The sequence below is a fragment of the Microbacterium sp. NPDC055442 genome (assembly GCF_053644215.1).
Genome location: NZ_JBSHLF010000001.1, coordinates 742524 through 755361, shown reverse-complemented (window position 1 = coordinate 755361; position 12838 = coordinate 742524). Strand labels below are relative to the sequence as shown.

Here is a 12838-nt window from a genome sequence, read left to right as displayed (position 1 = left end):
TTCGGCGTGCCGTTGCAGTCTCGCGGGTAGGGGGTCGGGCACGCGACGTGTGGAGAACGCGTGACACCGGATCGCGGTATCGGGCACACTGAGTGCCATGTCAGCGTTGACCACCGTCGGATTGCCCGTCGCCCTCGGCATCATCATGTTCGGCCTCGGGCTGAGCCTCACCCTCGGCGACTTCGCCCGAGTCCTGAAGCAGCCCAAAGCGGTGATCGTCGCCCTCGCCTGCCAGCTCCTGCTGCTGCCGGCGATCTGCTTCGGGCTCGTGATCGCCTTCCAGCTGCCGCCGGTCCTCGCCGTCGGCATGATGATGCTCGCCGCGTCTCCCGGCGGCACGACGGCGAACCTGTACAGCCACCTGTTCCGCGGCGACATCGCGCTGAACATCTCGCTCACCGCCGTGAACTCGGTCATCGCCGTCATCACGCTGCCGCTCATCACGAACTTCGCGATCTGGTACTTCGAGCCGTTCGACGATCAGCTCGGCATGCAGTGGTCCAAGGCGCTCGAGGTGTTCGCGATCGTGCTGCTGCCCGTCGCGGGCGGCATGCTCGTGCGCCGTTTCTGGCCGCGTTTCGCCGCGGGCATGGACAAGCCCGTGCGCATCGCGTCGGTCATCATCCTGGTCGTCGTGATCGCCGGCGCCGTCGCGTCGAACTGGGCGCTGCTGGTCGAGAACTTCGCGCGGCTGTCGCTCATCACGATCGTGTTCTGCCTCGTGAGCCTCGCCATCGGATACCTCGTACCCCGCTGGCTGCGCGTCGGCAAGCGCCAGGCGATCGCCTCGTCGTTCGAGATCGGCATTCACAACGCGACCCTCGCGATCGTCATCGCGCAGACGGTCCTCGGCTCGGTGGAGCTGTCGCTGCCGGCAGCCGTCTACGGAGTGCTGATGTTCTTCGTCGCCTTCGGGTTCGGCTTCCTCATCCGCGGACGCGACCGAGCGGATGCCGCCACCCCACCCCGCCCAGACCGTGAGACCGCATCGGGCGGCCGAGACCGTGGGTAAACCCCGCATCCTCGGCGCGCAGATGCAGTCTCGCGGGTCCGGGGCGGAGGGGCGTTCGTAGACTGAGGGGATGCGCCCGCTCACGGAAGACGTTCTCCGAGCCGCCATGGCCAACGCCTCGCCCGACGATGTGCGACTGCTCGCCGTGCCGGTCGACTTCGTCATCACCGACTGGGACCACCTCGACTTCTACGCGTGGCGCGACCCGCGCACGCGCTCCCGCGGCTACATCGTCGCCGAGATCGACGGTGAGCCGCACGGGGTCGTGCTGCGCGCCGCCGACGGCTCGTCGCGCGCCCGGGCATCGATGTGCAACCTGTGTCACACGATGCAGCCTTCCGACCAGGTGGCGCTCTTCACGGCGCGCAGGGCCGGCGAGGCGGGAGAGCACGGCGACAGCGTCGGCACCTACATCTGCTCCGACCTGTCGTGCCACGAGAACGTGCGACTGGCGGCTCCGCTCGCGCCGAGCGAGATCCGCGCGAGCGTGGACCGCCGCATCGACGGCACCCGCGCGCGCGTCGAAGCGTTCGTCGCGCGCGTGCTCGAGACAGCGGGCTCGCGCCGGTGACGGTCGTCGTCATCGGCGACGCGCTGATCGACGAGCTGCGCGACCCCCGCGGCATCCGCGAATTCGTCGGCGGAGCCGCGCTCAACGTCGCGGTCGGCCTCGTCCGGGTCGGCGTGCCGGCGACCCTCATCGCGATGGTGGGCGATGATGACGCGGGCTCGCGCATCCGCCGATACCTCGGCGACCTCGGCGTCGGGCTGATCGCGACCCCCGCACCGCACGGCTCCGCGCGCGCCGTGAGCACGCGCACGCGAGGGGAACCGCAGTACGAGTTCAACGAGGCGGCCCGGCGTCGCCGCATCCGGCTGGGCGAACGCGAGCGCGCCGTCATCGCAGCGGCCGATCTCGTCGCCGTCAGCTGCGTCGCCTTCGACGACCCCGAGCAGGCGGATGAGCTGCGCGACGCGCTCGCCGACGCAGCATCCGTCGCGATCGACCCGAACCCCAGACCCGGGATGCTGCGCGACCGAGCCGCATTCGTGCAGGGATTCGAGCGCGTCGTGCCCGGCGCTCGGCTGATCAAGGTCGGCGACGACGACGCGCGGCTGCTCTATCGCGCGCCGCTCGACGCCGTGCGGGCGCGGATGGTCGAGCTCGGCGCGCACGCCGTGCTCGCGACCCGCGGATCGGCGGGCGCCACGATCGAAGCGGGCGACGTGGTCCTGACCCGACCGGTGCCGCGACTGCCCGGCCGGATCGTCGACACGATGGGTGCCGGCGACGCCGCCTTCGCCGCCGCGCTCGCCGGGCTCGTGGACCATTCGCCGACGCACGCCGACGGCTGGGACGCGGTGCTTCGCGACGCGATGGAGATGGCCGCCGCCACGTGCCGTTTCGAGGGCGCGCTGCTGCGCACACCGAGGGCTCTGGACGGCATGGACCTGGGTCGCATCGGCACCTGAGCGGGTCGATTTCGAACACCGGCAAGATGCGCGTAAGATTGTGGATCGCGCCTCCGGTCGACTGAAAAAGCTGGGCGGGTGCGCACCCGGCGAGTTACCCAAGCGGCCAAAGGGATCTGACTGTAAATCAGACTGCTCAGCATTCGGGGGTTCGAATCCCTCACTCGCCACCACATTCCCCCCGCGATCCGCGCGCCTGCGCCCGCTTTCTGCGTATGCCCTTGCTGCCCCTGCCGCCCGAGCGGCGGCATCCCTCTCGCGTCAGCCCGTCCCCGTTCGCCGACTTGCGCCCTGTGTCGGCGACACGCCGGGCGTGTCCGACATAGGGCGCAAGTCGACGATGCGCGGGCTGCGTGCGGGCGGCGCACCTCAACGATGCGCGGGCTGCGTGCGGGGCGCCGCACCTCGACGATGCGGGCGGCGCACGTCGACGATGCGCGGGCTGCGTGCGGGCGGCGCGCATCGATGTTGGGGCCGGCGACGTCGAGAGATCAGCCCCGCAGGTTGTCGCGGAGCGTCGGTCCCGCGTACTCGGTGCGAAACACACCGCGACGCTGCAGTTCGGGCACGACGCCGTTCACGAACTCTTCGAACGACGAGTGGTACAGCGCCGGCATGATGATGAACCCGTCGGCGGCCTCGCCGCGGAACAGGTGCTCGAGCTCGTCGGCGACGCTCGCCGGCGAGCCCACGATCTGAGGATGCAGCTGATTCAGCGCCTGCTCGATCGCGAGGTCGGCGACGGTGTAGCCGCGCTGCGCGCTCACCGCGGCGAGCATGTCCTCGAACGCGACGCTCCCCGTCGCACCCCGGTGCGCCTCGAGTGTCGTGACGGCGGATGCGGCGGGGTCGAGCGACTCGGCATGCAGCAGCCGAGCGAGCTTGACCAGGGCGTCGTCGAGCGAGATCTGCGCGCGCAGCTGCTCCAGCCGCGACTGCGCATCGGCGTCCGTCCGCCCGAGCACCGGCTGCAGACCCTGCAGGACACGGATGCTGTCCGGATCCCTGCCGTGATCTCGCTCGGCGCGCCCGCGCAGCTCTTGGCGGAAGGCCCGCATCTGGTCTTCGGAGTCTCCGATCGCGAAGACCACCTCCGCCCATCGCGCCGCGAAATCGCGTCCGCGCGGCGAAGCTCCCGCCTGCATGAGCACGGGGTGCCTCTGCGGACTCGCCGGCACCGTTAGGGGTCCGCGCGCCAGGTCGGCGTTGCGCGCCGGCACTCGGTGCACGCGGTCCGGATCCGCGAACCGGCGCGCTTCGCGGTCGAGCACGAGTGCGTCCGCATCCCAGCTCTTCCACAGATCCACGACCGTCTCCGCGACCCGGTCGGCTTTGTCGTACCGAGCGGCCGACCCCGCGATGCTCTCACGCCCGTGATTGCGGGCCTCGGCGTTCGTCGTGGAGGTCACGATGTTCCACGCGACGCGTCCACCCGACAGCTGGTCGACGGTCAGGAGCTGCCGCGCGATCGTGTACGGCGGCGCGAAGCTCGTGGACACGGTCGCGCCGAGCCCGATCCGGCTCGTCACTCCCGCGACGAGCGAGATGAGCGAGATCGGATCGAGGTAGATGCTGCCCTTCCCGCCGGTCGCCAGGGTCGTGTCGACCGTGCCGTCCGCGGCTTCGGGCACCGCCAGTGCGTCGGCGAAGAAGATCATGTCGAACCGGCCGCGCTCCAGCATCCGCCCCAGGTCAGCGAAGAATTCGCCGCGCAGCCAGTCGGCCCGCCCGAGCGGGTTGCGCCAGTTCTCGGCATACTGGCTCGTCGGCGGATTCACCATCGCGACGAGGTGCATCTGCCTCGCCACGTCAGCTCGCCGCGAGAGTCGGACTGTTGATCGAGATCGTGACGTGGGTCGTCACGTGCTGCACGGTTCGTCCCACCGCGATCCAGGCGTTCGCGACGGTCGTCAGCACGTCGGCGAGGTCGCCGTCCAGGCGCGTCGCGTAGTGGTCCGAACCCGCGTACACGCCGATCTCCTTCGCGTGCTCGATCGCGTCGTAGATCGCCGTCATGTGATCGCCGTCGGCACCGCCGTCGAGCAGGGGATACAGCGACCAGTGGGCGCGTGCACGGATGCCGGTGGCCGCGAGCTGCACCGGTTCGGCGCCGATCGCATCCACCCCCGCGGGAAGCTCGCACTGCAGTTCGCCGGGGCAGCCTCGGGAGAGCAGGATCGCCGCGGACACGTGCGCTCCGCCGGAGGACGCGGAGGCGATGACGTCGCGCAGATAGCGCAGCACGTCGTTCTCGGCGCCGCCCACGAAGGTGGAGATGTCGGTCGTGTCGACGGTCACGGCGCTCGCGTCGGCGGTCGCGAGCGCACCCAGGATGATGTCGACGTAGGCGGAGTCGTAGACCGAGAGGGTGAAGCGCGCGCCCACCCCGTACTCGGTCGGAGTGAGCGCGTTCTGATGTATCACGGGGGGCATGACGCACCACGATAGCCCTTCTGCGGATCTCGGCTACGCTCGTCGGTACACGGGAGCTCGGTAGACCGGGCTGAGAGGAAGGTCCCAACCTTCGACCGTCGAACCTGATCTGGATAATGCCAGCGCAGGGAGGCATCTCTTCTTCACCCGTGCCCGATCAGAGGGGCACACCCATGCGAAAACTCCACGCCCTCGCGGCATCCATCTCCATCGTCGCGCTCGGTCTCACCGGCTGCGCAGCCGGGTCGGCGGACTCGCCCGACGACCTCGAGAAGGTCACGTTCGCCCTGGACTGGGCGCCGAACACCAACCACATCGGCGTGTACGTCGCCGATGCGCTCGGATACTTCGACGAGGCGGGGATCGACGTCGAGATCCTGCCGTACGCCTCGACCTCGGTGCCCGAGCTGGTCTCTGCCGGGTCGGCGGACTTCGGGCTGGCCGGTCAAGCGGGCGTGCAGCTGGCTCGCACGGCGGGTCGAGACGTCGTATCGGTCTTCCAGGTGACGCAGTCCGATACGGGCCAACTGGTGCTCCTCGGCGACCGCGACGACATCGAGCGCCCCGCGGACCTCGACGGCGGGGTCTTCGGCGGCTTCGGCTCGCCGCTCTACGGCGCGCTCGCGCGTGCCGTGATCCAGGGCGACGGCGGCGACGGCGACTTCGAAGAGGTCGTGCTCGACACCGGCGCCTATGAGGCGCTGAGTCAGCAGCGCATCGACTTCACGCTCTCGGTCTCGACGTGGCAGGACATCCAGGCCGACATCGACGGTCACCCCTACCGCGCGTTCCGCTACCAGGACTACGGCGTGCCCGACCTGCAGTCGACGGGGATCGTCTCGAGCGACGCCTACCTGGAGGTGAACCCCGAGACGGCTCGGGCGTTCGTCTCAGCCGTGCAGCGCGGTTACGCGTATGCCGCCGCCGAGCCCGAGAACGCGGCTCGCATCCTCATCGAGGCCAATTCCGACACGTTGGGCGCCGCGGAAGAGCTCGTGACGCGCAGCGCGACCCTGCTCGCGGAGGAGTACTTCGTCGCCGACGGCGTCGCGATCGGCGAGGCCGTGCCCCAGAAGTGGGAGGACTTCGGCGCGTTCCTCATCGCCCACGGTGTGCTGACGGATGCCGCGGGGGCGGTCGTGACCGAGGCGCCCGACTGGTCGGAGTACTACTCGACCGACTACCTCGAGTGAGCAGGATGCGCGGCACCGTCGGCGTCGTCCTGCCCCCGATCGCCGCCGCACTGACGATCCTCGTTCTGTGGGAGGTCGTGGCGAACGCGGGCCTCGTCGCGGCCGGCGTCCTGCCCTCGCCGACCCGGATCCTCGAGCAGGGGTTCGGCGAGCGGGAGGTGCTGCTGCGCCACACGATCCCCACGCTCACCGCGACCGCACTGGGCTTCACGCTGTCGATCGCGGTCGCATTCCTCACCGCGACCGCGCTCGACTTCTTCGCGCTCGGACGGCGGGCGGTGATGCCGCTGCTCATCGTGAGCCAGACCCTGCCGCTCATCGCGCTCGCGCCGCTGGTCGTGCTGTGGTTCGGGTTCGGTCTGCTGCCGAAGGTGCTGCTCGTCGCGTTCGTCACGTTCTTCCCGATGGTGGTGGGACTCATGCGCGGCTTCGCCTCCGCCGATCCCGACGCCGAGCACCTGCTGCGCTCGATGGGGGCGGGCACACGCACCGTGTTCCGCATGGTCCGGCTGCCCACGGCGATGCCGTCGTTCTTCTCCTCGCTGCGCATCTCGATCACCTACGCCGTCGTGGGCGCGATCTTCGCGGAGTACGCCGGCGCCGTCTCGGGCCTGGGCGTCTACATGCAGAGCGCGAAGAACGTGTTCCGAACGGATCTGGTGCTCGCGGCCGTCGCGGTCAGCTCGGTGCTGACACTCCTTCTCTACGGGCTCGTCGGTCTGGTGGAACGCCTCGTACTGCCCTGGCTGCGCGTCGAGAAGGGTGCACTGCGATGAACGTCGGCGGCCTGGAACTCACCGGCATCCGCAAAGGCTTCGACGGGATGCCGGTGCTCGATGACCTCACTCTGTCGGTCGCGCCCGGTGAGATCGTGAGCCTGATCGGCCCGAGCGGCAGCGGCAAGTCGACGCTCCTCTCGCTGCTCACGGGTGAGCTCGTCGCCGATGCCGGCCGGATCCTCTTCGACGGCGCCCCCGTGCCGGAACGAGAGCGGCCCTTCGCGTTCATGCCGCAGCGAGACGTGCTGCTGCCGTGGCGTCGCGCTCTCGACAACGCCGCGATCGGGCTCGAGGTCGCGGGCGTGCCACGGCGTGAAGCGCGGCGCCGCGCCGGCGAGCTGTTCGACGCCTTCGGGCTGTCCGGCAGTGAGCGGCGCTACCCGCGCCAGCTGTCCGGAGGGATGCGGCAGCGGGTGTCGCTAGCTCGCACGGTCGTGCAGGGCAAGCCGCTGCTCCTGCTCGACGAGCCGTTCGGTGCGCTCGACGCGATCACCCGCGACGAGATGCAGGAGTGGCTGCTGACCGTCTGGGCGCAGCACCGGTGGAGCGTGCTGCTCGTGACGCATGACATCCGCGAGGCGGTCCGGCTGTCGGACCGCGTCTACGTCATCTCGCGCCGTCCCGCCCGGATCATCGGTGAGGCCGTGGTGTCGAGGGACATCCCGCGGGGGGAGGGGTTCGTGACGGATCCGCGAGTGCCCGCCCTGGAAGAGCGGCTGCGCGACCTGCTGCGTGCCGGCTAGACGCGCGCGGATGGCCCCGCCGAGGACTCGCCGATCGGCGCATCAGGTCGCCGTCAGGCGACGGCCCGGTGCAGCGCGGCGCGGACGGCCGCGATCGCGGGCGAGGTCTCGCTGCCGGCGCGCACCGAGCTCTCGATCATCCGGCTCCGTCCCGTGTCGTGCAGGCGGATGCCGCCGGCCCGGGCGGCCACGAGATCGGGCAGGAACCCCGCAGCGAGCCCGCGATCGATGAGCTGCGCGTGCAGCAGGACATCCGCCGTCTCGAAGGCGACGCGCGGCTCGAAGCCCGCGCCGCGGCACATCGCGTCCGACCAGGCCCGCGCGTTCGTGCCGACGTGCTCCATGATCCACGGGGCATCCGCCAGATCGGACAGGGCCTCGCCCGACCAGGAGTCCGGCACCGCGAGGCGCAGCGTATCCCGCGCGAGTTCGTCGGTGAGAACGCCCGCGCGAGGTGTCGCCGGCTCGCCCGGATAGCGCTCCGACAGGACGACGTCGAACTCGCGCGCGACCAGGCCGGGGATCGCGGCCGGGGCGTCGATGTGCGAGAAGCGCACATCGAGACTCGGATGCTGCGCCGTGAGCGCGGCCAGCGCGCGGGGCACGATCGTGTGCGCGGCCGTCTGGAAGGTCGCGATGCGTACGGTTCCCATGACGGCGCCGCGACTCGCCGCAACTCCCGCTTCGGCACGCTCGAGCTCGCGCAGGACCGCTTCGGCGTGACCCACGAGCACATCGGCGGTCGCCGTGAGCCGCACGCCGCGTCCCACCGGCTCCAGCAGAGGCACGCCGACTTCGCGCTCGAGCACGGCGAGCTGGTGGGAGATCGCCGACGGGCTGTAGCCGAGTGCGGCCCCCACGGAGGCAAGCGTCCCGCGCAGCCGGAGCTCGCGGAGCAGTCTCAGCCGGTGCACGTCGTACATGGCTTCCTCTCATGAAGAGAACTCATCAGTACCGATGAGAAGCATGCTATCGATTCGTCGGTACGGACGCGGGATGCTGGCATCCACCGACCCGGGAGACGCACATGACCGACACGACTCACGCCCCCGCTTCTGTCGCGATCGATGGACAGCACCTGTGGGACCGCCTCATGGAGCTCGCGCGCATCGGCGCCTATCAGGACGACGCGACAGGACTCGTCGGTGTCGACCGACAGTCGCTCACCGACGAGGATGCCGCCGGTCGGCGCCTTCTCGTGGAATGGATGCGGGAGGCCGGTCTCGACGTCACGATCGACGAGATGGGCAACATCTTCGGTCGTCGAGAGGGGACCGAGCCCGGCCTCGCGCCGGTCATCGCCGGATCTCACATCGACAGCGTCGGAACGGCGGGCGCCTTCGACGGATGCCTCGGCGTGCTGGGCGCGCTCGAGACGGTGCGCGCTCTCGATGAGCAGGCGATCCGCACGCGCCGCCCCATCGTCGTCGCCGCATGGACCGAGGAGGAAGGTGTGCGGTTCGGCACCGACATGCTGGGGTCCGCCGTCGCGGCGGGCCGCATCCGGCTGGAGGACGCGTACGCGCTGACGGATGCGCGCGGCCTCCGCTTCGGAGACGAGCTCGCGCGCATCGGCTTCCGCGGTCAGCGCTCCGTGCGCATCGAGCCTGTGCACGCCTACGTCGAATGCCACATCGAGCAGGGGCCCGTTCTGCTGCGCGAAGGCGTCCCGATCGGCGTCGTGACCGGTGTGCAGGCCATCTCGTGGCAGCGGATCACCGTGCACGGCCGCGCCGCGCACGCCGGCACGACGCCGACCGAGCTGCGCGCCGACGCCGGACTTGCCGCGGCCCAGATCGTCGTGAAGGTCCGCGAGATGGTGGACTCGGGCGTCTATGGCCGGCTGCGCGGCACCGTCGGGCTCATCTCGACGTCGCCCGGACTGCCGAGCGTCGTCCCCGACCGCGCCGAACTGACGGTGGACCTGCGAAATCCGGACGATGCGCACCTGGCCGCCGCCGAACGCGATTTCGCGGCGTACCTCGAGACGCTTCCCGGCACGCAGCCCGGCCTGCGCGTCGAGTCCGCCCGCATGGCGAGGACGACGAGCGTGCCGTTCGACACGGGCATCCAGGAGACGATCGCTCAGGTCGCGACAGACCTCGGGTACGACACGATGCCGCTCATGTCCGGCGCCGGACACGACGCGCAGGAGATGGCGGTGATCGCCCCGACCGCGATGGTCTTCGTGCGCGGCCAGTACGACGGCATCAGCCACAATCCGCGCGAGTACTCGACGCCCGAGGACTGCGCAGCGGGCATCGCGGTGCTCGCCGACACGGTGCGTAGGCTCGCGTCATGAGCGTCGACGCCTACCTGAACCCTGCCGCCCGTCGCTGGCGGACCGACCGCTCGCCCGATGCCCTCGGCTTCCACGCCTCGCTCCCGGGATACGCCCCGACGAGGCTCGTCGAGCTTCCCGGGATCGCCCGTGAGCTCGGCGTCGCGCGCGTGTTCGTGAAGGAGGAGGCTTCGCGGCTCAGGCTTCCCGCGTTCAAGATCCTGGGGGCGTCGTACGCCGTGTCGCGCGCGCTCACGGAACGTGTCGGGGGCAGCGGGGCCCTCCCGGTCGATGAGCTTCGGGAACGGCTGCGGACCACGGGGCCCGTCCGGCTCGTCGCGGCGACCGACGGCAACCACGGCCGTGCCGTCGCCCACATGGCGCGGCTGCTCGGCATCCCCGCCCGTATCTATACGCCGGCCGACATCACGCCCGAAGCGAAGGCCGGGATCGAATCCGAAGGGGCGAACCGCATCGAGGTGGATGCGCCGTACGACGACGTCGTCGCCGAAGCCGCGGAATCCGCGGGCGATGCCGACGTGCTCATCCAGGACACGTCCTGGGAGGGTTACGAGCGCATCCCGCAGTGGATCGTCGAGGGCTACACGACGCTCGTCGTGGAGGCCGATCAGCAGCTGTCCGAAGTCGGTGCACGCGCGGAGGTCGTCGTCGTGCCGGTCGGCGTCGGCTCGCTCGCCGAAGCCGTCGTGCGGCACTATCGCTCGGGCGGCACGGCGCCCACCGTGCTCAGCGTCGAGCCCACGGCGGCGCCGACGCTGCGGGAGTCGCTGCGCGCGGGCAGGCCCGTCACGGTCGAGGCGTCGTCGACCATCATGGCGGGCCTCAACTGCGGCACTCCCACCGCCGGCGGCTGGCCCACACTGCACCGCGGCATCGATGCGGCGGTGACGGTGACGGATGCCGCGACCGCACGCGCCGTGCACGATCTCGAAGCCCTCGGCGTCGATGCCGGACCCTGCGGGGCGGCGACGCTCGCCGGCATCCGCTCTCTCGCCGAGGTCGCACCGCTCGCCCCCGAGGCGACCGTGCTGCTGCTCAGCACCGAGAGCCGCGCCGCCAACCCGCTCCCGACGGACCTGTCGTGAGCGATGTCGTCGATCTCCTGAAGGAGCTCATCGCGATCGACTCGGTCAATCCCGAGCTCGTGGCCGGGGGAGCGGGCGAGGCCGAGATCGCCGCGTTCGCCCACGCGTGGCTCGACGCCCGCGGGTTCACCTGCCGGCTCGTCGAGCGTGCGCCGGGGCGCACCTCGGTCCTCGCCGTCTCACCCGGATCGGGCGGCGGGCGCAGCATCATGCTCAACGGGCACATCGACACGGTCGCCCTCAGCAGCTACGACGGTGAGGGGCTGCGTCCCGTCGTGCGCGACGGGAGCCTGTTCGGTCGCGGTTCGTACGACATGAAATCCGGCGTCGCCGCGATCATGGTGGCTGCCGCGACGGTCGCCGCGGAGCCCCACGCGGGCGACATCGTCGTTGCACTCGTCGCCGACGAGGAATGGGCCAGCGCCGGCACGGAGGACGTGCTGCGCCACGTCGTGACCGACACGGCCGTCGTCGTCGAGCCCAGTGGGCTCGACCTCGTCATCGCGCACCGGGGATTCGTGTGGGCCGAGGTGACGGTCCACGGCCGCGCGGCGCACGGGTCCCGCCCGGACCTCGGAATCGACGCGATCGCGAAGGCGGGGCGCTTCCTCGTCGAGCTGGACGAACTCGGTGCGCGGCTCGCGGCGGGGGTGCGGCATCCGCTGCTCGCGACCGGAAGCGTGCACGCGTCGACGATCGAGGGCGGCACGGAGGCATCGTCGTACCCGGATCGCTGCCGGATCGTCCTCGAGCGCCGCACGGTGCCGGGCGAGGACGTCGCGTTCGTGGAGGACGAGCTGCGCGGCATCCTCGACCGGATCGCGAGTGCCGATGCCGACTTCTCCTACGACCTCGCGATCACGGGGGATCGTCCGCCGTTCGCAGCGGACGAGGGGTCGCAGATCGCCGCGGCGCTCGCCGCATCGTTCGCGGAGGTGACCGGGATGCCGCCCCGCACCCGGGGTGAGCCCTTCTGGACCGATTGCGCGCTGCTGAGCGAGGCGGGGATCGACACCGTGCTGTTCGGGGTCGACGGCGGCGGCGCGCACGCGGCGACCGAATGGGTCACGATCTCATCGCTGGACACCGTGGTCCGCACGCTCGAGCTCGGGATCCGCGCGATCGTCGGCTGAGGTCACGCGGCCCCCTTCCCCGCGCCCTCTTCTCCTGTCGACTTGCGCCTTGTGCATCGCGCTGTCGGCGTGTCGCGCGCACAAGGCGCAAGTCGACAGGGGATGGACGGGTGCGAGCAGGTGCGGGGGTCAGACGCCCACGCGCTCGAACGCGTCGAGACTGATGCCGTCGTCGAGGACGACCTTCGCCCACTCGCGCGCGGAGTGCAGCGAGTGGTCGCGGTAGTTGCCGCATTCGATCGCCGAGACGGCCGGCACGTCGGCCTCGACGGCCTCGTCGGCGATGAAGCGCAGCGCTTCGGTCAGGGCGCCGACGACGTCGGCGACGGGCGGCTCGCCCCACATCAGCAAGTGGAAGCCCGTGCGGCACCCGAACGGCGAGATGTCGATGACGCCGTCGATGCGGTCGCGCAGCAGCCCCGCGAGCATGTGCTCGAGAGTATGGATGCCGGCGGTCGGGATCTCGCCGGCATTGGGCTGCACGAACCGCACGTCGAAATTCGTGATCGTCCCGCCCGACGGGCCGTGCTCGACACCGATCCGCCGCACGTACGGCGCCTTCACGGCGGTGTGGTCCAGGGTGAAGCTCTCGATCTCGGCCATCAGGTCCTCCTTGCGGATGCGCTCGGTCCATCCCATCAGATCCTCTCCGATCCCGGTGGCTCGAGAGGCGGTGTGGGCGAAA

13 protein-coding genes, 1 tRNA gene and 1 riboswitch are annotated in these 12838 nt (G+C 70.6%); of the genes, 10 read left to right on the top strand and 4 right to left on the bottom strand.

Annotation, left to right across the window (positions count from 1 at the left end; genetic code table 11):
* The first annotated feature begins 97 nt into the window (after nt 1-97).
* The 4 genes from ACWIBS_RS03725 (at nt 98) to ACWIBS_RS03710 (ending at nt 2658) form a co-directional block, all read left to right on the top strand.
* The gene (locus tag ACWIBS_RS03725; RefSeq protein ID WP_376125044.1) at nt 98-1012 is read left to right on the top strand and encodes a bile acid:sodium symporter family protein; all 915 of its coding nucleotides are present in this window, start codon (nt 98-100) and stop codon (nt 1010-1012) included.
* A 70-nt stretch (nt 1013-1082) separates the two neighbouring features.
* The gene (locus ACWIBS_RS03720; RefSeq protein WP_376125047.1) at nt 1083-1583 is read left to right on the top strand and encodes an FBP domain-containing protein; all 501 of its coding nucleotides are present in this window, start codon (nt 1083-1085) and stop codon (nt 1581-1583) included.
* Nucleotides 1580-2485: a PfkB family carbohydrate kinase gene (locus tag ACWIBS_RS03715; RefSeq protein WP_376125050.1), complete on the top strand. Its 906-nt coding sequence runs from the start codon at nt 1580-1582 to the stop codon at nt 2483-2485. Before ACWIBS_RS03720 ends, ACWIBS_RS03715 begins: the two co-directional genes overlap by 4 nt.
* A gap of 88 nt (nt 2486-2573) precedes the next feature.
* Nucleotides 2574-2658: transfer RNA gene (locus ACWIBS_RS03710), tRNA-Tyr, on the top strand.
* 318 nt (nt 2659-2976) lie between these two features.
* Here the strand turns inward: ACWIBS_RS03710 and ACWIBS_RS03705 are convergent.
* A complete protein-coding gene (locus ACWIBS_RS03705) occupies nt 2977-4293 on the bottom strand; it encodes an NtaA/DmoA family FMN-dependent monooxygenase (protein ID WP_376125052.1) in 1317 nt (438 codons plus the stop codon).
* A 1-nt stretch (nt 4294) separates the two neighbouring features.
* A complete protein-coding gene (locus ACWIBS_RS03700; protein ID WP_376125055.1) occupies nt 4295-4918 on the bottom strand; it encodes a YkoF family thiamine/hydroxymethylpyrimidine-binding protein in 624 nt (207 codons plus the stop codon).
* A 39-nt stretch (nt 4919-4957) separates the two neighbouring features.
* Nucleotides 4958-5067: riboswitch (TPP riboswitch) on the top strand.
* A gap of 24 nt (nt 5068-5091) precedes the next feature.
* On the opposite strand from ACWIBS_RS03700, the gene ACWIBS_RS03695 reads away from it, so the two are divergent.
* The 3 genes from ACWIBS_RS03695 to ACWIBS_RS03685 are packed head-to-tail and all read left to right on the top strand — an operon-like array spanning nt 5092 to nt 7633.
* Nucleotides 5092-6111: an ABC transporter substrate-binding protein gene (locus ACWIBS_RS03695; protein ID WP_376125058.1), complete on the top strand. Its 1020-nt coding sequence runs from the start codon at nt 5092-5094 to the stop codon at nt 6109-6111.
* A gap of 5 nt (nt 6112-6116) precedes the next feature.
* Nucleotides 6117-6887: an ABC transporter permease gene (locus tag ACWIBS_RS03690; RefSeq protein WP_376125059.1), complete on the top strand. Its 771-nt coding sequence runs from the start codon at nt 6117-6119 to the stop codon at nt 6885-6887.
* The gene (locus ACWIBS_RS03685) at nt 6884-7633 is read left to right on the top strand and encodes an ABC transporter ATP-binding protein (protein WP_376125062.1); all 750 of its coding nucleotides are present in this window, start codon (nt 6884-6886) and stop codon (nt 7631-7633) included. The genes ACWIBS_RS03690 and ACWIBS_RS03685 overlap by 4 nt, the downstream gene beginning before the upstream one ends.
* A 53-nt stretch (nt 7634-7686) precedes the next feature.
* Here the strand turns inward: ACWIBS_RS03685 and ACWIBS_RS03680 are convergent, their stop codons facing one another.
* The gene (locus ACWIBS_RS03680; RefSeq protein WP_376125065.1) at nt 7687-8556 is read right to left on the bottom strand and encodes a LysR family transcriptional regulator; all 870 of its coding nucleotides are present in this window, start codon (nt 8554-8556) and stop codon (nt 7687-7689) included.
* Nucleotides 8557-8660: 104 nt separating this feature from the next.
* Between ACWIBS_RS03680 and ACWIBS_RS03675 the strand changes: the two genes are divergently transcribed.
* Genes ACWIBS_RS03675 through ACWIBS_RS03665 form a run of 3 tightly spaced genes read left to right on the top strand, consistent with a single transcriptional unit; the run spans nt 8661 to nt 12153 of the window.
* Entirely contained in the window at nt 8661-9935 is a 1275-nt protein-coding gene (locus ACWIBS_RS03675) for a M20 family metallo-hydrolase (RefSeq protein WP_376125067.1), read from the top strand.
* Nucleotides 9932-11020, top strand: coding sequence for a pyridoxal-phosphate dependent enzyme (locus ACWIBS_RS03670; RefSeq protein ID WP_376125070.1), 1089 nt, complete (start codon nt 9932-9934; stop codon nt 11018-11020). Before ACWIBS_RS03675 ends, ACWIBS_RS03670 begins: the two co-directional genes overlap by 4 nt.
* Entirely contained in the window at nt 11017-12153 is a 1137-nt protein-coding gene (locus ACWIBS_RS03665) for an ArgE/DapE family deacylase (protein ID WP_376125072.1), read from the top strand. The genes ACWIBS_RS03670 and ACWIBS_RS03665 overlap by 4 nt, the downstream gene beginning before the upstream one ends.
* Nucleotides 12154-12282: 129 nt before the next feature.
* Here ACWIBS_RS03665 and ACWIBS_RS03660 read toward each other — a convergent pair whose 3' ends face one another.
* Nucleotides 12283-12792 carry an S-ribosylhomocysteine lyase gene (locus ACWIBS_RS03660; RefSeq protein WP_376125074.1) on the bottom strand — a complete coding sequence of 170 codons (510 nt, stop codon included), beginning with the start codon at nt 12790-12792 and terminating at the stop codon, nt 12283-12285.
* Nucleotides 12793-12838 lie beyond the last annotated feature (46 nt).

Coding starts and splice junctions, on each gene's coding strand:
- ACWIBS_RS03695 (WP_376125058.1), top strand. CDS start 5,092: ATGCGAAAACTCCACGCCCTCGCGGCATCCATCTCCATCGTCGCGCTC.
- ACWIBS_RS03680 (WP_376125065.1), bottom strand. CDS start 8,556: ATGTACGACGTGCACCGGCTGAGACTGCTCCGCGAGCTCCGGCTGCGC.
- ACWIBS_RS03670 (WP_376125070.1), top strand. CDS start 9,932: ATGAGCGTCGACGCCTACCTGAACCCTGCCGCCCGTCGCTGGCGGACC.
- ACWIBS_RS03690 (WP_376125059.1), top strand. CDS start 6,117: ATGCGCGGCACCGTCGGCGTCGTCCTGCCCCCGATCGCCGCCGCACTG.
- ACWIBS_RS03660 (WP_376125074.1), bottom strand. CDS start 12,792: ATGGGATGGACCGAGCGCATCCGCAAGGAGGACCTGATGGCCGAGATC.
- ACWIBS_RS03725 (WP_376125044.1), top strand. CDS start 98: ATGTCAGCGTTGACCACCGTCGGATTGCCCGTCGCCCTCGGCATCATC.
- ACWIBS_RS03675 (WP_376125067.1), top strand. CDS start 8,661: ATGACCGACACGACTCACGCCCCCGCTTCTGTCGCGATCGATGGACAG.
- ACWIBS_RS03720 (WP_376125047.1), top strand. CDS start 1,083: ATGCGCCCGCTCACGGAAGACGTTCTCCGAGCCGCCATGGCCAACGCC.
- ACWIBS_RS03700 (WP_376125055.1), bottom strand. CDS start 4,918: ATGCCCCCCGTGATACATCAGAACGCGCTCACTCCGACCGAGTACGGG.
- ACWIBS_RS03685 (WP_376125062.1), top strand. CDS start 6,884: ATGAACGTCGGCGGCCTGGAACTCACCGGCATCCGCAAAGGCTTCGAC.